This is a genomic window from Bradyrhizobium sp. CCBAU 45384 (genome assembly GCF_028128665.1).
In the GTDB taxonomy this organism is placed as follows: Bacteria; Pseudomonadota; Alphaproteobacteria; order Rhizobiales; family Xanthobacteraceae; genus Bradyrhizobium; species Bradyrhizobium manausense.
Window position 1 is genome coordinate 131,587 of sequence record NZ_LBIZ01000109.1, and the last position, 24,490, is coordinate 156,076.

15 protein-coding genes are annotated in these 24,490 nt (G+C 58.2%); 6 read left to right on the plus strand and 9 right to left on the minus strand.

What is annotated here, in order from left to right:
* Window position 1: 1 nt before the first annotated feature.
* The 4 genes from XH80_RS20280 (at window position 2) to XH80_RS20295 (ending at window position 2,361) form a co-directional block, all read left to right on the plus strand.
* Window positions 2-277: an EscS/YscS/HrcS family type III secretion system export apparatus protein gene (locus tag XH80_RS20280; RefSeq protein WP_271600090.1), complete on the plus strand. Its 276-nt coding sequence runs from the start codon at window positions 2-4 to the stop codon at window positions 275-277.
* Between the two features lie 10 nt (window positions 278-287).
* Window positions 288-1,109, plus strand: a complete 822-nt coding sequence (sctT, locus tag XH80_RS20285) for a type III secretion system export apparatus subunit SctT (RefSeq protein ID WP_271600091.1) — start codon at window positions 288-290, stop codon at window positions 1,107-1,109.
* Window positions 1,106-2,143 carry an EscU/YscU/HrcU family type III secretion system export apparatus switch protein gene (locus XH80_RS20290; protein ID WP_271600092.1) on the plus strand — a complete coding sequence of 346 codons (1,038 nt, stop codon included), beginning with the start codon at window positions 1,106-1,108 and terminating at the stop codon, window positions 2,141-2,143. Before sctT ends, XH80_RS20290 begins: the two co-directional genes overlap by 4 nt.
* A gap of 71 nt (window positions 2,144-2,214) precedes the next feature.
* Complete coding sequence (locus tag XH80_RS20295; RefSeq protein ID WP_271600093.1) at window positions 2,215-2,361, plus strand: hypothetical protein; 147 nt, start codon at window positions 2,215-2,217, stop codon at window positions 2,359-2,361.
* A gap of 674 nt (window positions 2,362-3,035) precedes the next feature.
* On the opposite strand, the gene XH80_RS20300 is transcribed toward XH80_RS20295, so the two are convergent.
* The 3 genes from XH80_RS20300 to XH80_RS20310 form a co-directional block, all read right to left on the minus strand.
* Window positions 3,036-5,348, minus strand: coding sequence for a S9 family peptidase (locus tag XH80_RS20300; RefSeq protein ID WP_271600094.1), 2,313 nt, complete (start codon window positions 5,346-5,348; stop codon window positions 3,036-3,038).
* A gap of 1,296 nt (window positions 5,349-6,644) precedes the next feature.
* Window positions 6,645-6,869, minus strand: a complete 225-nt coding sequence (locus XH80_RS20305) for a hypothetical protein (RefSeq protein WP_271600095.1) — start codon at window positions 6,867-6,869, stop codon at window positions 6,645-6,647.
* A gap of 172 nt (window positions 6,870-7,041) precedes the next feature.
* The gene (locus XH80_RS20310) at window positions 7,042-9,036 is read right to left on the minus strand and encodes a hypothetical protein (RefSeq protein ID WP_271600096.1); all 1,995 of its coding nucleotides are present in this window, start codon (window positions 9,034-9,036) and stop codon (window positions 7,042-7,044) included.
* Between the two features lie 1,157 nt (window positions 9,037-10,193).
* Here XH80_RS20310 and XH80_RS20315 point away from each other — a divergent pair.
* A complete protein-coding gene (locus tag XH80_RS20315; RefSeq protein WP_271600097.1) occupies window positions 10,194-11,726 on the plus strand; it encodes a S10 family peptidase in 1,533 nt (510 codons plus the stop codon).
* Window positions 11,727-12,228: 502 nt separating this feature from the next.
* Here XH80_RS20315 and XH80_RS20320 read toward each other — a convergent pair.
* From XH80_RS20320 to arfA, 3 genes are all read right to left on the minus strand, one after another.
* Window positions 12,229-13,986: a hypothetical protein gene (locus tag XH80_RS20320; protein ID WP_271600098.1), complete on the minus strand. Its 1,758-nt coding sequence runs from the start codon at window positions 13,984-13,986 to the stop codon at window positions 12,229-12,231.
* Between the two features lie 856 nt (window positions 13,987-14,842).
* Window positions 14,843-15,319, minus strand: coding sequence for a hypothetical protein (locus XH80_RS20325; RefSeq protein WP_271600099.1), 477 nt, complete (start codon window positions 15,317-15,319; stop codon window positions 14,843-14,845).
* Window positions 15,320-15,823: 504 nt separating this feature from the next.
* Window positions 15,824-17,368 (minus strand): arabinosylfuranosidase ArfA, encoded by a 1,545-nt coding sequence (gene arfA, locus XH80_RS20330; RefSeq protein WP_271600100.1) that lies wholly within the window; start codon window positions 17,366-17,368, stop codon window positions 15,824-15,826.
* A gap of 1,457 nt (window positions 17,369-18,825) precedes the next feature.
* On the opposite strand from arfA, the gene XH80_RS20335 reads away from it, so the two are divergent.
* Window positions 18,826-19,074: a hypothetical protein gene (locus tag XH80_RS20335; RefSeq protein ID WP_271600101.1), complete on the plus strand. Its 249-nt coding sequence runs from the start codon at window positions 18,826-18,828 to the stop codon at window positions 19,072-19,074.
* 604 nt (window positions 19,075-19,678) lie between these two features.
* Here XH80_RS20335 and XH80_RS20340 read toward each other — a convergent pair.
* The 3 genes from XH80_RS20340 to XH80_RS20350 are packed head-to-tail and all read right to left on the minus strand — an operon-like array spanning window position 19,679 to window position 22,522.
* On the minus strand, window positions 19,679-20,341 hold the full coding sequence (locus tag XH80_RS20340) for a CpaD family pilus assembly lipoprotein (RefSeq protein ID WP_271600102.1): 663 nt from the start codon (window positions 20,339-20,341) through the stop codon (window positions 19,679-19,681).
* Window positions 20,342-20,351: 10 nt separating this feature from the next.
* Window positions 20,352-21,806: a type II and III secretion system protein family protein gene (locus tag XH80_RS20345; protein ID WP_271600103.1), complete on the minus strand. Its 1,455-nt coding sequence runs from the start codon at window positions 21,804-21,806 to the stop codon at window positions 20,352-20,354.
* Window positions 21,807-21,832: 26 nt separating this feature from the next.
* The gene (locus XH80_RS20350) at window positions 21,833-22,522 is read right to left on the minus strand and encodes a winged helix-turn-helix domain-containing protein (RefSeq protein WP_271600104.1); all 690 of its coding nucleotides are present in this window, start codon (window positions 22,520-22,522) and stop codon (window positions 21,833-21,835) included.
* Between the last annotated feature and the right edge of the window lie 1,968 nt (window positions 22,523-24,490).

Below are 24,490 nucleotides of genomic sequence, written 5' to 3' on the forward strand. Positions count from 1 at the left end.
CATGAACGAAGCCAACATCCTTGCGCACCTCAGCCAATCGCTCGTGCTCTTCATGATCTGGGTTCTACCGCCGCTGCTCGCAGCTCTCATCTCCGGACTGATTATTGGCCTCATCCAGGCGGCAACTCAGCTCCAAGATCAAACCCTGCCACTGACCGTCAAGCTTCTGGTCGTCGTCGCCGTGCTCGCCGGGTTTTCTTCCGTACTCAGCGCTCCACTGATCGATCAGGCCGAGCACATCTTCAGCGAGTTTCCAGCACTCACCGCGAGATATTAGCAGAGCTTGGATGGCTGGCCTGTCACCCGCAGAGGCGCAAGCTCTCGTTCAGGGCACGATCGAATTCGTCGCCGCAACCGGCCTGAGTGCGGCGCGCGCCCTCGGCATCACGCTGGTGCTTCCCGTCTTCACCCGGCCGCGTATCAGCGGCCTCATTCGAGGAAGCCTGACGATTGCGATCGGCCTGCCTTGCCTCGCTCAGATCAAGCTCGGTCTGCAGACCCTTGACCCAAACACGCGGCTGGTTAGCGTTACCATGCTTGGCTTGAAGGAGGTGTTCGTCGGTCTTGTGCTCGGCATTCTGCTCAGTATTCCACTATGGAGCATACAGGCAGTCGGCGACATCATCGATACCCAGCGAGGAATTTCAAGCCAAGTTGCGGGGGAGGATCCCGCGACGCACAGCCAAGCGTCCGGTACCGGGCTTTTTCTCGGAGTTACGGCAGTTACGATCTTCGTTCTGCTCGGGGGGCTGCAAACCATGGTAAGCGGCCTTTATGGCAGCTACCTGGTGTGGCCGGTCTATCAGTTTCTGCCTGCCGTGACAGCGCAGGGGGCAATGGAGTGTCTCGCCCTTCTCGACCGTATCATGATGACGACCTTGTTAGTCGCCGGTCCGGTGCTGGCCCTGCTGCTGCTGGTCGATGTCTCAATCATGATGCTCGGCCGTTTTGCATCTCAGCTCAAGATGAACGATCTCTCCCCGATGATTAAGAATGTTGCATTCGGTGTCATCATGGTCAGTTATACCGTCTATCTGCTTGAATACGCCGGAGCTGAAATCCTGACCTCGAACAACATGCTCGGGTATCTGAAGAAGCTGTTGAAATGAGCTCTACGAGCGAGGAGAAAAAGCTACCTCCGACGCCCAAGAAGCTGCGCGATGCGCGCAAGAAGGGGCAGAGCGCGCGCAGCTCCGATCTTGTGAGCGGCGTCAGCGCCTGTGCCGGTTTCGGCTGCCTGTGGTGGCGAGCGGGTGCGATCGAGGACAAGTGGCAGGAGACGGTTCGCCTGGTCGACAAACTGCAGGAGCAGCCGTTCACAAACGCGGTGCCACAGGCGCTCAGCGGATTGCTAGAACTCTCGATTGCCACCGTTGCTCCGTTGCTCGCTGCTGCCGTGACAGCAGCCCTTCTGGCCAATGTTCTGGCCAATGGCGGCTTTATGTTTGCATCGGAGCCGCTCCAACCGAAGCTTGAGAAACTGGATCCGATCAAAGGCTTGAAACGCATCGCCTCAAAACGCTCGGCCATTGAGCTTGGCAAGACCCTGGCTAAGGTGGTCTTGCTTGGTGCGGCCTTCTTTCTAATCGTGACCACGAGCTGGAAAGCGCTGGTGTACCTGCCAGTTTGCGGCATGGGCTGTTTTGGCGTCGTCTTCACCGAGGTTAAACTGCTGATAGGGATTGCCGCTGGGGCGTTTCTGGTCGGCGGATTGGCTGACCTTCTAATCCAGCGCTGGTTGTTTATGCAGGATATGCGCATGACGGAAACGGAGGCCAAGCGGGAGAACAAGGAACAGCAAGGCAGTCCGCAAGTGAAGCGAGAGCACCGGCGTCTGCGGCAAGAGTCCGCCAACGAGGCTCCGCTCGGCATCAGTCGGGCCACGTTGATATTGCGGGGATCGGCAACATTGATTGGGCTACGCTATGTTCGCGGCGAAACCGGCGTGCCCGTCTTGGTCTGCCGTGGCGAGGGTGAAGTTGCTTCACAGCTGCTTCGTGAAGCGCGCGCGCTGCGCCTCAACATTGTGGATGATGATGTTTTGGCGCGTCAACTGCTCGGCAAAGCCAGGCTTGGGAACCCGGTTCCTTCGCAATATTTCGAGTCGGTCGCAAAAGCACTCTATGCGGCTGGGCTGGTCTAGATCATTCTGTCCTTGCGCTGCGATCTGCAACATACGCATCGATGGATGCTTGGATCTGTTGCGAGGACCCGATGGACTCGCCCGATCGCTCTTCAGCCCGCGGCTTCGCCGCCGGGACACCAAATCAGCTGCGGCGCCAAGCGCAACAGATGTTTGACGATTGCGACAAGTTCAGCGCCTGCATGCTCGAGGATGTCGGCTTGTATCGTCTTGGCTAGAGGGCCGCTGGCCATCGGATGACAAGCCGGTCGTGCTGATCGTGAAGTACGCCGGCTTCTATCCGGAGCACGCTCTCAGCCGCGCCTGTTTCTCGATGGTCACCTCGCGAGCAGCGCTGTTACGGCCTGATAAGATCACTCCGTTGCACCGTCTCAGGCTGAACGCGGAGCATCACAGACCGCTGAGAGGTTTGGGGTTCTCTTGTATCCGGAAGCTTACCAGTTGGCTCGGCACGGCCGAGATCGTCGTGATCGCCCGATAATGTCTCACGGCGCTCGACAACTGCGCCCGCCTCGCCAGGGAGACCGCTCCACGGGAAAACCTCGCAATGCCGAGCGCGCACGGATCAGCGACCAAAAAGGGGCGCGCGCCACACCGCAAAATATCTTCACGAATGCCGAAAGCGCAATGATTCAGAATCACCGTCCTGAGACAATAGGCCTCGACGGGTTCCTCACTCAACCAAATTATGGCGGAGGGAAGAGAAGAACGCCGCCTCCCACTAGTCTAATACTGTCTGGATCGGACGAAGGCGTTCAGGTCCGGCACGATGTATCCCAAGAGCGCAGAACTGTACGTTTCGTGCCGCAACGGAAGCGCCCATGACCCACCGTCAAAAGCGCTTCACACGAACGCTGAATCGGCTCAATCGTCCGGCCGTAGAACGCGGACATCACTTGTGAGATTCGATCGAGCTAATTAGTTTTTGGCCATCACGTCCTCGCATCCGGCACCGGCTGAGCGGCTCGATCGAAGCCGCGTTCCAGTTAGGAGGTGTCTGCCAAAGAATGTTGCGAACGAAGAAATCCACGAGCTTTAGTTCGCAGTAATTGCCTGGCACTCCGTGGTTCGCGTTCGGCACCACAAGCATGTCGAAGAATTTTCCTGCGTCGATAAGACGGTCGGCAAGCTGGAAGGTGGATGATGGATCGACGTTTTCATCCAGTTCGCCGACAATTAGCAACAGCTTACCTCGTAATCGGTGCGCGTTGTCGACGGCGGAGGATTGTGAATATTCGATGCCGACAGGCCAGCCCATCCACTGCTCATTCCACCAGATCTTGTCCATTCGGTTGTCATAGCAACCGCAATTGGCGACCCCAACCTTGTAGAACTCAGAATGGAAGAGGAGAGCGCTCACCGCATTCTGACCACCGGCGGACGCACCAAAAATGCCAAGGTTTGAAATATCGTACCACGGATAGTTTACGCTCGCCGCCTTGTGCCATAGGATTCGGTCGGGAAGGCCACCGTCCTTAAGATTCTTCCAGGCGACGTCGTGGAACGCTCGCGAACGGTTGTTCGTCCCCATTCCATCGATCTGTACAACGACGAATCCAAGTTGCGCGAGCGGTTCGGCCGAGGCTGAGAATGACTTCGGAACGAAAGAACCGTGGGGACCAGCATATATTCGCTCAACGACCGGATATCGCTTGGTTTGATCGAAATTAATGGGAAGGTGAATGACCCCCCAAATATCAGCCTCGCCATCTCTGCCCTTCGCATGAAAGCTGAGCGGCGGCGTCCAGCCAGCGGCCACGAGCTCCGAAATGTCGGCGTTTTCGACCTGCATGAGCTCCGAATTGTCAGTGGTTCGATATAAGACCAAGCTCGGCGGAAGATCGATTCGTGAACACAGGTCTACATAGTAGTGGCCATCTGGCGAGAACTCGATGTGATGATTTGCCGCTCGAGGCGTGAGGGCAGTCAGGCCCGTCCCGTCAAATTCGATTCGGTAGCCATGGATGAAGTAAGGATCTTCGCTTGGGTTCATTCCGCTCGCGCCAAACCAGATCTGGCGCGTCACCGGATCGACAAAATAGATCGTGCGGACCACCCACTTGCCTTTGGTGATCTGATTTTTAATCTCGCCGGTTTGGCCATCGAATAGGTAAAGATGCTCGTATCCGTCGCGCTCGGACGCCCAGATGATCTCCTTCCCGTCTGCGATGTTATACTGAAAGATTTTGCCAGTGCACTCCTGGTCCATGTTCAGAGGCTGATAGTCGACGAAGGTCTTGCTGCACTCATCGATCAGCGAGCGGACTTCTCCGGTGGCTGCTACCACTTCTAGAAGGCGATAGAGCTGATGACCTCGTTGATTATACTTAAAAGTGAAACCTCGACTGTCCTCCCACCACTCGATCGGCGAAAGTTCGTAAGGATTTCGGAATAGATTGTTGTCGAGCCGGATCTCGCGTCGGCTGCCGATCTCAAAGAGCACCGGATGTGCTTCTGTCAACAGGTCGCCAGGTTTAGGATACGTCATGGTCCGGCGCCTCGGATGAAGCTGGTCGGTCGGCGATGATTCGATGAAATGAATCTTACGCTCGTATCCGGGTCGGAACCGGTATCCCGCAAGATAGCGCGAGTTCGGAGACCACGTAAGTGTGGACAAGCCGTAGTAATTGCTCTCGGATCCGTCCCACGTCAAGGGCATGTCCTGCGAGCCATCCTTGCTGCACAGGAATAGATTGTGCCTATTGATATACGCCAGCCATTTACCATCAGGAGATGCGCTTTTTTGCTTCGGATCATTTTCTACCGGAGGGCTGCTATAGGGGTTCTCCTCATGGACTTCGGAGAAAGCGTTCTGGTTTAGACAGGTGTAGCTCACAAGATCGCAGCTCCACCTGGTGCTATCGATCTGGAAGCTGATCTTGCGACCATCGCTAGCCAGGTCAAAGCGACGGAACGGCAGATTGCCAGCGTCGCAATGTCTCTGCGTTGCTCGGGTCAGGGCGGCAGCTAACTTATCATGATCAAAGGCCAGCTGCTTTGCGCCCGTGACGGCGTTCACGAGGATGAATTCGCGCCGGCCCCTTACCCTTCGGCAATAAGCAAAGGCCTCACCACCTGACATCCAGAACGGCACGTCCGCGACATTGACCGTGAGCTGAGCATAGTAGCCATTGATCGAGAGCGCTCGTTCGTAATCCCCTACCTGCAGGATCTCGTGTCCCAGAGTATCTTTCCGGCGGTCCACGGCTACCTCCTCATCTGAGCTAACGGAGCGATCGTTAAGGTGCCCCGTATACGAAAGGAGCAATAAGGCTCGCTGAAGGGTGCGGCTAAGTCGTGCGCCGAAAGATTTCCAGCCCCCTTTCGGTTCGATCCTCCTCGAGCTCCGTCCAAGTCCTCCCTGCAGAAATGATGCCATCGAAGCTGCAGGCGCTATTACGTTGTTATCCGATCCCCTTGTCGGCTAGAGCACAAAGAGTGACGCGAACACGAATGTGTTAAATCAAACACAGCCTAGGAGTCCGCAGTAGCGGCAGGTCGAGCGAACAACGTTAGGCAGCGGTCATCTTTCGAAGCCGTGACTCCTAGAGAAATATGAACCTGCTTCGGACGCGAGTGCGAGGGCATACAACACACACACACAAGGACACACGCGACCTTGCACAGTTGCGCCACAGTACGCGGTTTCAAGTGGCAGGTAGTTGCCAGAACCTCCGAGCTGGCGGGGATGTCGGCTGCAGTCTCGTGGACATTTGTTTCGAAGGACATCCAACGTGTGTTTGATGCAACCTTGGCTGATTACTTCAATCCTGTCGTGGGCGCTGCTCTTGCCGCGGGCGATGCTTAGTGAGCAGCGACTCCACCAGAATGCTATGGACCGGCCCAGGAACATGCCTCCTAGAGAAACTGAACCCGAGCATCTCTGCCCGTAAGCTCACTAACGAGGTGACGATGGGCTCGGTTAAGCGAACCGCTCCAAGTTGGAACGAGAAAAAAGAAGGTTTAAACCCCGTCCCAGGGGCTAAGTTTTAGCGCTCGGGAAATTCCGCTTTGCTGGACGGCCAGCGTCCAGCCGCTTCGGGCCACTCCGCGAACAGGAATTGCAGTGGATTGCTATGTGCTGCCGATGCTGCTTCGGCGCGACAAACATCGCGCCGGGCGATCACATCCCGTGTCAGTCACCGGCTTTTCGACTTCGTCCGCCACCACTTCTTTCAAGCCGTTCGTCTGGCTTGGGGCTACATGGCATCGTCGCTGGGCAGTTCAAGCCGGCGAGGGGTTCGATGAGCCCGGAATGCCTTCTAGACCCCTCGCGCGAACTGGCGCACCGCTGAGTGCCGTCTAGCCGCCCGCGAGCACGAACTGATTTAGCAGAAATACGACGGATCCTGCCTTCAAACGCCGCCGAACGTCTTGGTTGCGATGTCAATGTCCCTCGACAATCGGCTGAGGGAACAAGCATGGCTCAGGCATTTCGCAGTACCGTCATGGCACTCACTTGCTGGATGACTACGTCGCGTCCGGCCTCGCGCTAGCCGCTTCATTCACCGCCGGCTTTTGCGTCGAGCGCGCCTTCATCAAACGGTCCCAGCGCGAAATGATCCGTCAATACGGCGCAGGCTGGCAGGCTGGTAGCGAGCGCATCGAGTCTGGCGGACCAACTAGTTAGGCTTTCGGCCGGGTAGAGCTGGCCGTGGATAAAGAAACGGTCAGTGGAACGTCTCGGCTCGGGCAGAAGACCCAGGCTCTGCAATATGTCGATCACGGGAGGCGAAACCTGTTGGGGGGCGTGCGTGCAATCGTCGCTCAACAACTCTGCCAGTTCAGGCACTTGCGGGAGTGGTTGATGGCCTGATGCCGGTGCGGCAGACGGCAGGGCAAGGTTCGGCGCCAGCGCTGAAGGAACGTCCCCAGGCCATTCGATCTGTGCCGGCGAATTAAACCCTGGCAAGACCGCCGTAGATATCTGAAGAAGTCCCCGGTGCCGCAGACATAGCTCCGCCCGGCAAAGCAGGCCCAGGGTGGTGAATGAGCTGAACGTCCTTCGGCCCCTCCGGTCCCAAGATGGCCGTGTACCGTTCGCCGCCAATCTCCAAGTTCATGATTGGATGTTCCGCAACAGGCAAGAAGTCCCACTCGCCCAAGGTGGACAGCATCATGTCGGGTGCCAACTGGGTGCCATGGGAAAAATTCTTGGGAACCGCGAGCGAAACATCAAACGTATCTCCGATAGCGGGCGACCGCAGATGAACGAGCTGAACATCGTCGATCCCTCCCGGTCCCAAGACGGCCATATAGCGTTCACCTCGAATATCGTAGGCCTTTACCCGTTGTCCGGCATCCGGCAAGAGGCCCCAACGGCGAAGCCTGTGCATCGTGTTCGGCGCCGCTTGAGTCCCGTGGGAGAAATCTTCGGGCACGCTTAAAGACACATCGAAGGCCTCGCCGATAGCCGCGAACCTCCGCTCAGGCCTGGTCTGGGCCGCGGCGCCTTCATTCATCATCTGTCCAGATTGGTGTTCAGAGGCGGAATCTGGCTGCCGAAAACTCGGCTGCCAAGTCGCGGCATTGGAAAGGTCTTCTTGAGCAACACTTTGCAGCGGCAACGCGATGGTTCGACTCATCGTTGGCCCGGGCACCAGTGCATCGAAGGTCGGCGCCGGCATGAGGTTCTCGCGATCCGCAGCATCGAAAAGCGCGTCTTGAGGGACACCTTGCACCGGCGATGGGATGGTTGAACTCATTGTTGGCCAAGGCACCAGTGCATCGAAGGTCAGTGCCGGCATGAGGTGCTCGCGATCCGCGGCATCGAAAAGCGCGTCCTGAGAGACACTTTGCACCGGCGAGTGAACGGTGGAACTCATCGTTGGCCAAGACAACGGTGCATCGGAGGTCGTTCCCGACAAGAGGTTCTCGCGGTCCGCGGCGTCGAAAAGCTCTTCCTGAGCGACACTTTGCACCGGCGAGTGGGACATTGAACCGACTGTTGGCCCAAGCATTGTCGCCAGCAAGAGGCTCTCGCCATGGGCTGCATCGAAAAGCACATCCTGGTCGACACTTTGTACAGGAGAATGGGGTAACCCCACTCCATGCCAGACCTGCGGAGCATTGAGCCCGGGCGGCAATGAGTCGCGCCCCTCCGCAACGTTTCCTATCGGCTGCTCATCGGCCGGCCGCATGGGCGTGGGATCGGACGGCTGAATGACCTGGCGCGAACTGCCTCCTTCCCCGCCCAAAATATTCTGCCTGATCGCGCGATAGTCGCGAAGGTCGTTCAAGGCGACGATGAGGTGCTTGTCATTCGGAAACAATTTGCCCGCGTAGCCAAGCAGGGTATCATCATTGAGCTCGGCAATGGACAGGGGGCGGAGCGTTGCCGCCAACTTCCGCAGTGTGCTCGCATAGCCCTCGGCCGTATTCTTGCCGATTGGTCGACCAAAGCGTGCCTTGGCGGCCTCCCTGATGAGACTCTCATCTTCCCTGGAAGGACGGTAATGCGTTGAGAGGGGGAAAGCGTCGCCGTCAGGCTGGCGGTACCGACTGACCATTGACAATGCTGGGGCGATGATCTTGTCGAGTGGCAGCAGCTTCCTTGCGTAACCGAGTAAAGCATCGTCTTCGAGCCCAGCAATTGATTGGCCGTACTGCTTCAGCCCCTCGGCTAATTTGCGAAGCCGACGATCATAAATTTCGACGGTGGTCTTGCTTGGCGGTGGCCCTTCATCGAGGGCCGCGGCCGATGCTGCCTGGATGAGGCGATCGTCTTCCTCAGTGACATCATATTTCGCCGCGTGAGCATATATGGGGCCCGCTTCTCGCGCGCTTGCCAGGTGCTGCTCAAATGCCGGATGCGACTGTTGCCGCTGTTCCACGTCGGCGTCTGACGCAATGGACCCTTTAGTGGCTGAGTTGATTGTGTTGAATCGGTCCATGTCGGCAAGCCTAGCTTTCTTCGTGCTTGCTACTCACGTGAGCTGTCCAAAACCTGACGCGGTCGGGAGGAAAGGTCGAATGAAACGCGAATGGTGCTGGCGGGCGCCTCTCTGGCGCTGCACTGGCACGCACGTCGCTACGAAGAGGCACCGATCGTCAGGGAAGTCGCGTTCAGGCACCCAGGAAGGATTCCCCATGCTCCCATTGTTTGAACCGACGTGCCCTTTACAGAGGATGAAGGGACGGCAGCCGCCGTATTCGCTCAGAAAATGCTATTCAAATGATTGGATGGGGACGACGACTGCGGAAAGCAGTCGACAGCGCTTGGCATGGAGCTTCGATAGGAAGGCGCTCTAGCCATAACGGGGTGGCGCGAAACGACCGACCCGGGCGCAATGATCGCTGATCTGCGGTTCGAAATCACCCACAATATTGAGGCGCGCTATGCCATGCAATTCTTCCTGGCGTGCCGCCGCCACTCCTAAGTTATGCCCAGAGACACGCCACCTAGATCTACGGCCTCTCGCTTCCACCATCTCTCCGGCAAAGCCCTCAGACAGCTCGTGGCGGACTTATTGAGCACCCGCACGCCACCTCAGAATTTCTTGCGAACTCGAGTCGAGCGGTTGAACAAGATCCACCAACTGTCTCGATGGGACCCAAAACTAAGGACTGCAGCCATGTGGCCCCAATGAGGGGCGCCACCATCGCGACGCATGGGGCCGCGGCATGCTAAGGCCTGGTGACGGCGCTCAAGCTCGAGCTCTTGAAGAGCAACTCCGGAAATGCGACTAAAAGCGCTTATGGGGCTCTTGAAAGAGCCAAAACTTTCTCCCCAGCGTCTGGGTCCAAGGTTAGCCCCGACCAACTATCCGACAGGCGGCTTGGTGGACCAACTTGGAAAGCGGCTACGATTTCGAGTCACGATCTCAGACTCAATAGTATTGCAGACACAGTGGGTGCGTTTGCTGTAGCTGTGGAGGCACCCTGTCATCGGCTAGGTTGATGCCCTTCGCTCAACCGTATCCACGCGATCCACCGATAGTGACGGCTACTGGATTTGGTAGGTTTGTTGTCTCCCGGCTTGAGCTAGTGGTTAAAGCCGCTTGAACAGAGTCCCCGCGCACGGGGTGCGCGCCGGGACGGGAGAAACTCGATGCCATCGACCGCGCTGCGCCGCACCTTTTCTGCAGTGATCCTGTTTGCCTACGCGGGAATAGGGACCGCGGGGGCCGACGATTCGCCGCCCCCCGTGCAGGTCGTGACGCCGGCCGGACAAAAGGCTGGAGCCAGCCAAACTCCTAGTATGCCATCTGCGGCCGAGCAGCATCGGCTGCCGACCGACTCGAGCACCAGACAAACGCTTGAGCTTCCTGGAAGGACGCTCTCTTTCCTCGCCACGGCCGGCTCCATCCGTCTGTTCGGCGACAAGGGCGAGCCCCAAGCCGACATCGCCTATACGTCCTATCAGCTTGACGGCACCGATCACGGCACCCGCCCTGTAACATTCTTTTTTAACGGCGGACCCGGCTCATCGTCGGCCTGGCTGCAACTCGGCAATGCCGGACCGTGGCGGTTACCGATCAATGCAGCCGAGGTCACTCCATCGACCTTTCCGGAGGCGAGTCCGAACGCGGAGACTTGGCTCGATTTCAGCGATCTAGTGTTTCTGGACCCAGTAGGTACCGGCTATAGCCGATTCTTGGGTACCGACGATGATGTACGCAAGCGGCTCTATTCGGTTGACGGCGACGTCAATGCGCTCGCAGTGGTGATCCGCCGCTGGCTCGAGAAGCATGACAGGCTATTGTCGCCAAAGTACATCGCGGGCGAAAGCTACGGGGGCATTCGAGGCCCAAAGATTGTCCACCAGCTGCAGATGCGGGAGGGCATAGGCGTTAAGGGTCTCATCATGATATCGCCCGTGTTCGACTCCGAGGCCCGCGCGGGTCTATTGCAATACGTCGCGGCTCTGCCAAGTTATGCCGCGACATTCCGTGAGTTGAAGGGGCCGGTCAAGCGAGACGATCTCATTGAGGTGGAGGCTTATGCACGCGGCGAGTTTCTGGTCGATCTTATGAAAGGTCAGCAGGACAAAGAAGCAACCACGCGTCTGGCCGACAAGGCCGCGGCGCTGACCGGAATCGACCAAGCGACTAGTCGTAGGCTCGCGGGCCGAATTAAACTCGCCGAGTTCCGCCGTGAGTTCGATCGTAAGAGCCTCAAATTAATCGGAAACTATGATGCATCGGTCCGTGGTCTCGATCCGTATCCGGACTCCAATTTCAAGCTTTCGGGCGATGCCTCGAGCGATACGCTGCTAGCACCGCTGACTAGCGCTAGTGTCGATCTCCTTACACGCAAGCTTAAATGGCGGCCGGACGGCTCCTATGAGCTCATCAACCGCACGGTTGGACAAGCTTGGGATTTCGGCCGCAGCCCTCCGGAGTCAGTTTCCCAACTGCGCCAGATCCTTGCAACGGACCGAAAGTTGAAGCTGCTGGTCGGGCACGGCCTGTTTGACCTCGTTACGCCTTACTTCGGATCACAGATCGTACTCGATCAATTGCCACCATTTGCCTCGGCACCGCGCGTCAAGCTTGTAGTCTATCCGGGCGGTCACATGTTCTATTCACGCGACGCTTCGCGCCAGGCCTTTCGTGCAGAGGTCGAAGCGATGATGAAGTAGCGCCGGCGTAGCCCACCAACTGCGGCGAGCTGATACAGTAGCGATAGCTTCGCCGTCGGTTTGTTCGCGCCGGCGAGCAGTCTACTTAACTTGCAACTATATATAAACGATACAAGCACCCCCTAGCAACGACGGATGCAGCACGTGCAAAGCAGGCTCCAGAGCTTGCTCTTGCGGCGATCGATCATTTGTTGGATCACGATTTTGACGACCCGTTCAATAGGCCTGCTGTGAGGGGCAGGTCATCGCTTTGATCCGGATCTAGGAAGCCAAATCGACGTCTGCTCTCTTTCGCCGGACGCTACACCCAAGGATTCCGCATCGGCAACAATGTCGAGATCAAAGCCGTAAAGAGAAGCGCGCTTTGCGGCCAAGCTCAGGTACGATCTGCTTGCAGCGGCTTGACCGCGACCTGACTGAAGACGCTTTTGGCGGCAGCGCTGCAAGTAAAATCGATTGAGTCGATCGCAGGATGGTTGGCCACCTGCCGGGCCTGCGCCCCTCAGGTCCGTCCCCCGCGCGCGGCAAAACGCTGCTTTGCAGTCGCGATGTCTGACATCACCGCTTCGCGCTGCGTTGTGAAGGTGTCATCGACGAAGGTGATCGTTGGGATCTGCGGTTGATCGAGGATGACCGGATGGTAACGGCCGAAGCCGTATTCGTGGATGCCTGTCGATCCGCCGCCCGGCGCGGGAAAGCTCAAGTGGTTGAATGAGGCGACCACGCCGAAATTGGCTTGCGGATAGAGCGAATAGCGGGGCACGTGGCTCATCGGAATGAACCCCATCTGCGCATCGTACTGCATTTCGGCGATCGGTGCGACACCGGGAAAGCGCTGCGCCAGTTCGTCAACTAGCTGGCGGGTACCTACCAGCATGTCACCGTCGTAGTTGTTTTCCCACAGGCCGCAAATGTCGAGGAAATAGGCATCGATTGCAAAGCGGCTGACGATACTAGCGATACGCTCGCGCAGATGGTTGCGCCAACTCGCGACGGCGAGGTTCATGAATACCATGAAGCCATCGCCCTTCCGGTCACCATCCCAGTCGACGTAGTTGGCGGGAAAGAAGTCGCCGTTGCCGTCACGCAGCCGTGCATCGGCGATTTTTGGGAAGCCAGGGTCGTTTCTCCGCGCGACGTTGCTGCCGAACATGACGGCGATACGATAGCCAAGCGTTTTCGCCTTTCGCACCAGCCTGGCGAATGCCACCTCGCCACCGGTGCGAGCGCCGACCTCGAATCGCGGATAGTCCCAGTAATAGCGTCCGTCCCAGCCGTTCAGGAACACCATCACGTTACGGGGATCGATCTGCTTGGCTGTCCAGCGCAGTATCTCGAGCTGCTGGTCGAAATCGTTGTGGACGTAGCCGGTCCAGTGCTGCCCGTGCAGCGACAGCACTAGGGCAAGTTTCTTCATCCAGTCCGGCGCGTCGGAGCGCTGCTGGAAGTCGGGGAGTTGCCAACTTTTGGCGACCCAGTCGAAATGTGTTTTCGCGACGCTTGCGAAATCGGGTGCTGCGACGATGCGCCATTTACACGTCGTTGCAGCCTGCGGCCGCTCCCAGGCGCCGGGCTCGTACACGAGTTCGGTCTTGTAGCCGTCCGGCCCCGGTAGAAAAGCGAAGCGAGCTGGTCGCACCTCGGTCTGTAGCGCCGATATGCCCCAGAAGCGCTTGTCATGCCCCTCCACCACAGCGAGGGGGGTAGCCATGCCGCCCCCGAGCGCCGGATATTCGAAAACCTGCTCGTCATCGCCGAAGTCGCACCACGCCTCCGCCGCCAGCGAGATACGCCCACGCGGCAGGCCACGGACGATCGTCTTGATCGCCTTAATCGGCGCGTCGATCGCCGCCTCGACGGCCCATTCGATGGCACCGGCGGCGGTTAGCCGCAGTTCCGCGCTGACAAGCCCTGCCTTCGTTTCCTGGCCACCGGCCCAGCGCAACCTGGTTCCAGCCATCCGGACGCGATCTATGCGGCGTTCGATCGTCACCGCCAGGGGATCAATCCCAAAATTGTTCTCGAAACTGATGACCTCAAATGCGAACAGCAACCCCGCGAACTGGATCGACGGTTCCGGGTTGGAGAAGCTGAACTTCTGAATGCCCCAGCCTTTGGACGGCGTGAATACGCCGTCCGTCGAGTTCAACGGCTCCATCCCGCCCAATGGCGGAGCCGCCTGCGCGGGACCGGTGGCATCGATCTCCCCGAAACCTGCCGCAGCTCCGATGAGCACCGTGTGCCTCGTGACATCAATCATCAATCGACTCGCGCAAAACAGTGTCGTCAAGACGGGTAAATATCAGCAGAGTCAGTGTGCCTCTCGATGCCACTCCACACGCGCGACGGAAAGTGCTAACCAGCGCCTACGCTGCCGACGCCCCTTGAGCTGCACGTGCTTCAGCGGCACGGCGGAATCCAAATCGCTGCTGCTGATTTGCACTCCCATCGCGGCAGCACCTATGAGCGTGTTCTAACAAAGAGTCGGTCTGGTTGGTTTCCCAGACGGGGCGACACTGCGTGGCGTCGGTTCCAGCCAATCGGGAAGGGACGAGTGGCGAATCGGAGAAGAACTCGATCCCTTCCCTTCAGGCCTCTTCCCGGGAAAGACAGCATCCCGTACACGTCACGGCCTGCAATAAAAATAGTCTTTCTAGACTTCATCTCATACCGAACATTGAACACATTACTTAGACTGGATGTTGAGCTGGATAATCCGACTTGGCTCCCCAATTCACCTCTCAAACCTGATAGGGCGGTGCACAAGATGCTTTCTGAGCGGTCAACCGTTGCCAAATCGGTATTGGCTTGACCTGCTTCCGATTGTAGACAGTACCAGAAATCGCGCTCGAGACGACCGTCGTCGCGCAAGCGCGTCAGCGCCTCTTCGAAGGCAAGCATAAGCGACAAACTCCGATGATGCCGCCATCCTTCCCGCTGCAGTGTCGGAGAAGGCCTGGCATGATGCGCGTTGCCTGCCTCTCCAATGCAGTTGAACGACCGCGATTCGAGCATAATGTGAAACCCTTCTCGTCCCTCGCGTGTAGAGCGTCAGTAACGGCTGTGCCTGTGGTTAAATATGCGCAGGCTGCCGGCGGCGCGTCTTCATCTGTCAGTTAAACGGGAAAGGGCGCGCATTTGAATTGAGGTAGCTCGTGACCTCCTTTGGTGAGGTCGAAGTCAAAAGAGACATCAGGTAGGCTGACCTTAAGGCGCGCTGAGTGCCTTAAGCGCTTGACTACTTCTTTGCCATCAGATTTCCAAAGCCAGAGAAAGCGGTCAGCCCGGCTCACCATCGGATAGCGCTCTGCCGGTCCATCGTCGAAGCTGTAGCTAACCTCAATTCCTCCCCTTCCAATGTGCACGTCGAACTCTAGCGCAGGTGTCACCTCGCCATGGAGGCAGCCGACATACAGAGTTGCGCCGGCGCTGCGTAGTACTGCTGTCGTCTCGGTGTGTCGGCTCGATCGGCTACCGAACTGATAGATCTCCCAGCCAACCGCCGAGTTTGCGCTGGTAGCGCACAGCGCAATGAGCAGGATGTGCCTCTTGATCGAAGCGTACCAACTTGAATGGAGCCAGGACGATTGCATCAAACACTCCGAAACAAAATCTGCAGTCTAAATCGCATCCGCGGAGCCATTCCGACCGAAGCAAGTGACGTGCCGCCTAGTCGAGTGTGGTGATTGGTGAAGTGCGGATTTTCGACGACAATAATCCGAGCACGTGCGCACTCAGCGCGTTCGGTGCGAGACAACCCAGTGATGAAGCCAACTCGCGTAGAGTAAGATGCGCGATCTTCTAGGCTTTTCGCCCTACGAGGGCCCTTCTCGAATATGGACGCTTCGACCTCGCTCAACATTTGCGGTCTGGTCGTACAGATGAATGAGCGCGACTCCTCTGTTGCGATAAGCCCGAGCCATGGCTGCTTGGGGGGCGCTAAACGCGACGCTGTTGATACATCTAGGACCAACTCTCCACATTATTACATCTGTCCAAGCCCAGGGTTAGGCACTGTCGACTGGACAACTTGAGGGCGCTGCCGCTGCCCGGCCGATTGGTTTGGAATCACGGTCTTCATCCGTGCGGAGGCCTCTTCAGGGTGTCGTCAGATGGATCACGTTCCATGATGCTGGCTTGAGGGTCGCTTTCAGGAGCCTGCCATCCAAACTTGCGACTTCCAACGAGGTTGGCGTGACCCTGCCGGGCGCGTGCTTTGTATTGGTAGCGTTAAGGTCATCGTGCCGGAGCTCGAGCGTTTCCTTGAGCGCCAGCCGACCGAAGCTTCGAAGATCGAAGGTCACTTCCATCTCCTTTTTAAGATCGCGATTGATCAGAAAGAGTGACAAGCCGCCGCCATCCTCTGCTATCGCTGCTATCTTGAGATACGCAACGTTTTGCGTCGTGAAGTTATGTTCCTGGGGGCCGCTCGAATTATAGTGGGGCGCATCGTAAGCGTCAGACTCAGTCAAAGTGCGCAACACTCTGCCACGAGCGAAGCGGCTCATATGAGCGAAAGGGAAGAATATGGTTTGACGCCAAGCGCCGCCGCCCGTCTCGGTCATGATCGGAGCGATAACATTGACGAGTTGCGCAATGCAGGCGACTTTCACCCGATCAGCGTGATTGAGCAGCGAGATACAGGCCCCGCCAAAGGCGAGTGCGTCCTCCATCGTATAGATTTCCTCGAGAATGGGCGGTGCAATGGGCCAGCCGTCCTCCGCCGCTCCAGCCTCGCTGCGACAAGTCCGATACCAGACGTTCCATTCATCGAAGCTTAGCATCAGGCGCTTGTCCGAGTGCCGCTTGGCGGCAACGGCATCGGCCAATGCGATGACCTCATCGATGAACTTGTCCATCAAGTCGCTGCTGGCCAGAAACGATGCGGTGTCCTTACGGAAATTCTCAAGGTAAGTATGGATTGAAATGTAGTCGACGTGGTCGAACGTATATTCGAGGACCGTGGCCTCCCATTGGCCGAAGGTTGGCATGTTGCGCGATGACGAACCACACGCGGCAAGTTCGATGCTTGGGTCCACTCGGCGCATCATCTTGGCCGCTTCCCTTGCAGCCGCCCCATAAGCGGCGGCGCTCTTTTGCCCTATCTGCCACTGGCCATCCATCTCGTTGCCGAGGCACCATAGCTTGATTTTATGGGGCGTCTCCCAGCCGTGCTTGCGGCGCAGCTCCGACCAGGCCGTTCCGCCGGGATGGTTGCAATATTCAACCAAGTTGCGAGCGGCATCACCGCCCCTGGTCCCGAGATTGACGGCCATCATTGGGCTGACATCAGCAGCTCTACACCAGTCCACGAATTCATTGGTGCCAAACCTGTTCGGCTCCGTGCTGGACCAGGCGAGGTCGAGGCGCGCGGGCCTGCTCCCCACCGGACCTACGCCATCCTCCCAATTGTACCCGGACACGAAATTGCCGCCTGGATACCGAACGAGCGTCGGGCCAAGCTCTTTGACGAGTGCCAGCACGTCCTTTCGAAAGCCATTCGCGTCGGCTGTTGGATGGCCAGGTTCGTAGATACCGCCGTAAACGCCGCGGCCTAAGTGCTCGATGAATGCCCCAAAGAGACGAGGATCGGTTCGGCCGAGCGCGAAGTTGCGGTCGATCAGCACGCTTGCTTTTCTCATGTTGCTCGATGGTGACTTGGCGTCGTTACGCGATTGGCTGCTAGATTCTGGTAAGGTCCTTGATCAAGAATCATGCCGAGTCTTCGGGTGGCGTCACCGGCTTTGTTCGAGGTGAAAGGCGAGCGCGAAAGCGCCCCTATGTCGTGGGTGCGACAAAACCCGACAATGTTTGCGTCCGAACGCTTGCGGCGCTGCGGCAAAATCGTATCGCATGAGCTCGTGATGGCCTTCGTTCCGCTCTGGGCGCTCCGTGTTGGTGGGCTCACGCGAGCCCAGCCCTAGAAGGGCTGCGGCTGTGGCGTGCATATTCCGAGCTGCAATCGGCGGCTGGCTTTTTCGGCGTGGCGAAAGGCTGCTGGGACGAGTCGTCCTTGGAGTGCAGGGCGGAACTGACCCAAGTGAAACGGAAGCTGTGTCGAACTCTTTAATCTTTTCTGGTGATTCAAAGCACAAACGTGTCTGCCGCATGTGTCGTTCGGATCGGCTGGCGCCACAACGCGGGTGGACAGCTACCTGCAAGTGATGCGTTCGGGCGCTTGTACGAGGGGCGAAATTCGGAGCTGAAGATAGAGGCACACGGCGCGTGGCTCTTGCCAGGAAATCGGGTACACGCGCCGTGTGCGTTCCGCAAAATGCTCAATTGGAACAACATCCGCTACCCGCAGGATGTCTAAGCACTTCGGGCAGCAATGGCATAGCTTGACGAGCTGACGAGAAGCTGACGACCATATCCCGGGCACCCGTTTTTGTCCTTGATGTCGCGACCTACACGGCTGATGTAACGGCGATCACTCATAGGGCGAGCAGGTGGATTAGCTGACCGCCCATCTGGTCCATCTGGCCCATCTGGCCCGTCGTGCCGATAATTGTAAGCAGGCCGATCGGCGTTTTCAGGGCCTGAACGTCCTAACGATGTGAGTGGGAAGCGGCCCTGGAGCCACTTCTCTTTGTGAGCTGCCGCGCAGGTCTGTCAGCTTTCAGTAAGCTAGCCCGCATACAGAGCCTTTGAGGTTGACGGGATGTGGCAGGGACAGTGCTATCTCACCAGAACGGTCGGCGCCGAGTCATGTTTCTCGTCAGCCTCATCAGCAGTGCGGATGCGGCAGGAGCCTTGCCTTCAACTCAGCCCCCCGGCGGGTAGCTCCGACCGCGCCGCACTGCCTCCAAAATTCGGCCTAATCCCGTGCGAGTAGTTTCGCCCGTTATGCGAACCATGACCCCCTCCGGCTTCTTCCGCTGCTTTGAGGCCGGCTAGGCGGAGTGCTGCCGCTGGGCGGAGGTGCGTCTGACAGTCGGGGAGGTCTGGAAGACTGGTCGAATGAGTAAGGCGACGTCAAGGTTCAGGGTGGGGGCGGCGCCCTTCTGGGGTCATGTTGGCCGACCAATTCTAGTAGGTGCTGGCCGGAACTTAGAGCGTAAGATAGCCGGCCACTTCCTCTAGATTGAAGAGCAGCACAATGGACGAGCCTCGCATCAAAGCTCTCCGGGCGCTTATCAAAGATCAAATTGAAGCCGTTGCAGAGGCGGTCTGCGAAGGTAACAGCCCGCTAGCGGCCGCGCTTCGTTTGGAATGGCTTACGCGCGAGCTCGCGATCGAAGAGAGCGCCCGAAGCGTGATCACCGACCAGAGCAGGCCAAAACGGCTTTGCGATCGGACCCGATGGGGCTTTCTGTTTGCAGATTGTCGCGCGCAAGAGTTTCGTTGAACTCAGATTATCGCGCTTCGTCAATCAGCGACGGTTTTGGGGGCGCGTGCGAGGTTGGCGTCTCGCACCGCGTTTTCAGTCGTGCGGGGGCGTCAGCGATGTGCCCGATTGTGCTGCGGGTGATAAGGACACGCCATTGCGTTGTTACAACACCGCCCGCAGACACTCGACCATCGCTATCTCAGCCTGGCTGAGTTCGAGCGCAGGGCGGGATTAGCTTAACCGCGTGTCCATCAAACCGGCAGCAGCTCAAAACGACGACGTGGTCGCCACGCCTAAGTCACGCTCTTGGACACGACCCAGAGATCGTAGTCTCTCACTTCCGCCGGCGATCTCAGGGAGGCAACGTCCGCTCACGTTTTCACTCTCCAAGCGCTGGCGGCCTTATCGAGCGAGCGTACACCACGGGGGCATTTCTGGACGAGATCGAGCGGTACCGGTGGACAGGTCCGCCAACTGTTCTTCATGAGAGCCAAATCAATCGCTGCAGTAGCGGGCAATGAGAGGCGGCTCGATTGTGACACACAAAGCCGGGCTTTGTTGCGGCCACTGACGATCAAGCACAAAGTGTTGGTCCGTGGTGTTCTGACTTGCGCCAAAACCGTTATCGCAGCGGCTGCGCATTCGGTGCTGTCGTTCCCGCGGTGTCCGGCGCTACCGCGCCTCCACCATCCTCTGCGTTATTCTTGTTGCGGGGCGCGAAGGTACCGTAGCTGGCCAGAGGAATGGCGGCGCGATCGCCATTACTGGTGATGACGGACCGATTTTCCAGCAAGTCGAGCGGATCGTTTGCCATAACTGCCAGATTGCTTTTGGTCGAGCAACCCAGCGTCGGTTCGAACGCATTGTCATTTGCTGCAGGTCCCACAATCAAAAGCGACGGACAGTACGGAAGACGAGCTTCAAAGGTGATCGCCTCGATCCTCGCGCCGGAGGGGGACGGTAAATCGAGGGGAGCAGCGAACAGGCGGATGTTATAAGGAGCAACGCCCATGGCGCGAGCCTCGTGCGCCACTTCGGCAATGAGCCTATGCGAGCCGATGACATCCACATGCAGCGCGTCCCGCCGGCCGCCGCTGACGTTGGCGATAAAGCTACGCAGCTGACGCTTCTCTGAGCCACGGAGGCTCGGCAGGAATAAGGTTTGTTTCCGCTGCTCGACCTGGATTGTCTGTTCAGCCGGCCCGCGATGGATCGAGGCACTATTTGCGCAGCCGCATAATGTCGCACCAATAACAATCAAGGGACACAAATCTCGTAAGGTCATTTGGCGACTCTCATTCGATGATAAAGCCGGCGCTGCCGGTCAATCCTGGTGCACTCGTGCGAGGCGCATCGCGATCTCGCGGCGGCCTAGCCAGCGTGTTCGTCAAAATCCGCCCGGCGTCGGAGGACGGTGAGATGCGGTCGGTTGGCGCACTCATCTCGTTCGGGTTCGATGCGGGCCGCACGATGTAGGGCGTGACAATAATGACCAGCTCGGTTTCACGTTTTTGAAACGACGAAGAGCGAAAAAGCGCACCCAGGATCGGTACATCGCCGAGCCAGGGAAACTCGCCGATATCCGTGTTGAAGTTGCGCCTGATGAGCCCCCCGATTGCAAAGCTCTGGCCGCTGGCGAGCTCGACCACGGTGCTGGCCCGGCGAGTTGAGAGGGCCGGGACCGCCATACCATTGATCTTGACTTCCCCTTCGCTCGACAGTTCGCTGACTTCAGGCTTCACACGCACATTGATCTGATTGTTGCTGAGCACGGTCGGCACGAATTCCAAGCTCACACCGAACTGCCGGAATTGAACTGAAACCTGCCGATTATCCTGCATGACCGGAATCGGAAATTCACCACCCGCCAGGAAACTTGCGGCTTCGCCGGACATCGCCGTCAGATTTGGCTCAGCCAGGATTGAGGCGAGGTGCTCACTCGCAAGAGCGTCGAGAGCAGCGCTGAGGTTGATATTGCCGGCGCTAAATCCGACCCCGATCGTGCCGCCGCCGCCGGCCACCGCGGACCGGTCCTTTTTGCCCGTGTTAAGAAAGGCGCCGTTTGGACCGGAGGCGTTGAAGTTGATATTGAGATCCTTGACAGCGCTGCGGGAGACTTCCGCCACGCGCACGCTGAGGTTCACCTGCAGTGAGCCGGCGACCTGGATCTTATTGACAACCGGCGCCCCGGCGCCAAGAAATTGTTCAGTGACCTTTCTCGCTGTGTCCACAACGTCGGCATTGGGCGCCGTACCGCTAAGAATAGCACCGCGCGGGGTATAGCTGACCTGAATCGGATAATCCCCGATCTCGGCCTTGAGCGCGGCCCGCAGATCCTCGATAGGTTGGGTGACGACAACACGTAGCTCTGCTAGCGCTTCTCCGTTTTCGTTCAGGGCGAACAGGCTCGTTCGCCCGGACTTTTTGCCGAATACGAAAATTGTACTGCTCGATGGCGCCTGATAATCGGCAATCGCCGGGTCGGCAACAAAAATGGTCGCAGCCGGCGCGCTCAGATGAACTGTCTTTCCCTGCGACGAGGTAAGGTTGAGCGTGCCCGTGGTGCTGCCAGGTGCCGCACGTGGCATCTCTCCTTTGCCGTCCCGCTTTGTCTCAGCTGAGGCGGCAAGCGGAAACAGCAAAGCAAGCCCGCATAGGAGGTAGCAGAGACCTGGCAGAGCGGCAGAGCGGCGCGGGTTGATGATCGCAAGCGGCTGAATGGCGCCGGCGGCATAGTTGAGGACTTTCAAGAGATTGTTGCCTTCAAGTGAGACTGCTAGGCAGCCGATGCTGTGCCAACGAGTTCAAGAGTGTAACCGACGCCGCGCGCGGTCTTGATCCTGAGCGTCGCACCGGCCTGGTTCAAATGTGCGCGTAAGCGATAAATCCCGACTTCCAGCGCATTGGTCGAAACCTCGTCGTCAAACGCGTACAAGCTATCCTCCAGCGATGTGCGCGGCACAGTGCGGCCGGCGCGATTGAGCAGATGTTCGAGGATGCACACCTCACGCCGGGCAATCCTCAGAATCCGACCACCGACCGAGACTTGTCTGGCGATCGGATCGAAATGCAGATTCCCGAATGTCACGACCGGCGCCGTCATTTGCGTTGACCGTCGCAAAATGGCCCGCATGCGAGCGATGAGTTCGTCGATCGACACAGGCTTGGGCAGGAAATCATCCGCTCCGGCATTGAAGGTCGCAATTCGCCGGCCGAGATCATTAAGACTGCTCATCATCATGGCCGGCATTGATCGTCCATCGCGTCGCAACTGCTTCAACCAGTCCAAGCTATCTCCATCCGGAAGCACGGATTCGAGCAGTACGATGTGGTAGGTCGCGCAATTCAGCGCGGCTGACGCCTCATCCAGTGTGGGCGTCACGTCGACTGCAAACCCGCAATTCACAAGTGTTGCCTTCACAGCGCGGCCAAAGTCTGCATGATGATCAACCAGAAGAATGCGCATTCATCGCCTCTCGTGCGTCCTCGGCAAGCCTTGAGCTTGTTACGTTTGACCATGAGATCCGGCGGAACCCAGATGCTGCCGGTTTGACGCGAATTGGAAAAGTCGTAAACGATGCACAGGAGCTTGGTGGCGCGCGGCTGACGCGTGCGCGTCCATCGCCAACGGATCAGTGACGGCTTGCGGCGAGTCGCCGCGGCGGGCGGCGCGGCTCAACATATCCGTTACACTGGCAAGAGCTCTGCAGTGCCTCACGGGGTTGACAGACAGTCTTGGCGGTGCGCTGATGTATCCGTGAGCCGCGCATAGCCGCTTCTGCCAGCCCTAGGCGAATGCCTGCAGGAGCAATCGCGCCAAACCGCCGGAGCGACTGGAGCATGCGGGCGTGAGCAGCTTTGGTTGCTTCCGAAAAAGCTTGCGAAAGCGACATTGAAAACTCCCAGTTCGTTGGATCCGCGGTCAGTTTTGCAAGGCTGTCGTCAGGTCGCGACATTGCAAGTTTTCCGCGTTAAGGCACTTCGCGCGCTATGTGTCGGCCAATGGGTCGCACAAAGCCGAGATGCGACGAAACGATCAACGTGTCCTTCGGGACAAACATCTTTTCGCTGCCCGCGCTAGCGAAGCAAGTTATCAACCGTTCCGAAGCGCGGGTCTCTTCCGACACGTTCTCCGCTCCACCCGAGCGAGTATCGCCAATGAAGCAAAAATTGGGTGCGGCGTTGCGGTCGCGCATTGTCTGAGGCGGTGACGCAGGCTCCATTTCATCAGGCCGGGTGACCGGTACAAGAATTCAGCCTCGCATCGGCATAGGCGTGCCGGTCGTCCGCGCTGTTCTGGCGCGCTGGATCCTGGTCTGGATGCGAAGAGGGCGCTTTGTCCTGCGCTCTCAGAGTGGGTGAACGATGCAAGCTCTGAACAGGAGCAGTTGAGTCGTGTGACAAACCAAATCGGCGGAGCATTGAAGTTTTGAGACGTTCGCAAGTTTTGCTACCTGTCAGGAAGAGTTCACGCGATCGGATCGTGCCGCGAGACTGTCGTAAATCCTACAATCTGACGCGAGGTGAGATTCAAGGCATTTGAAGGCTCTTTGTAGCGGTGCCTTCAAATCGAAATCGTTGTGAGGCAGCGGCGACACAGTGCGGGCATACGGTCGAGCTGCACGCATCGGTCCGTCTCGCTTCGCGCAAAGTCGTAAGCATTTGTCCGTCCAATCAAGCGTAAAGCAGATGCGCTTCGAAGCGCACGAAGAGGCGGGCGTTCCCAGCACGCGTCGGTAAGCCACGACGCCCGGATCAGGGCGATCCGATCCGCCTCAGACGTGTCAATTTAGCGGGAAGATCATGGCAAGGGGCGAGCATACACGTGACACACCGGAGGTAATGTTCGAGATGCAGATTGCCCATCGCTCGAGCCAAGATGGTCGGCAAGGGATCGCGGAGAGAATCGATTGCCAGACGTCATCTTGAATGCGGCCTCCATTTATTGCGATTGACTATGAGGCTGTTCGGCGTGCTCCGCAAAATCTATTGTTTTTATGGAACGCATCCAGGCGACGGATCGGCCGTCTTGCAACGGCGCGGCTTCGCTGATGCGATCGCCGCCGAAATGCCTATTGGTTGACCGCGCGGTCCATTTTCAGCACAAGGTAGTTAAATGGGGGACGCTGTCAGCGGCTTACCTCCACCACAGCCGTCAGCCGTCGCGAGTGGCCAACATTCATGTCGTTCGAACGCGCAATGTCTCCAAGGTGCAGCATGCTCCAACGAGCGGGCACGGGAGATAGGATGGTCCGGGGCTCTCGACTTGAAGATGCGTCTTGCGTCGGAGCCCTCAATTGCTCTAACGCGCGATGGGCCAGTTGATGGGGCCGTGAGCGGCACCCATTATGCCTAAGCTGTTGTGCATAAGTCGGTGTTGGTGCGCCGCTTCCGCGACTCATTGAGGATGTTTTGGTGCTGGGACGCCCACGAA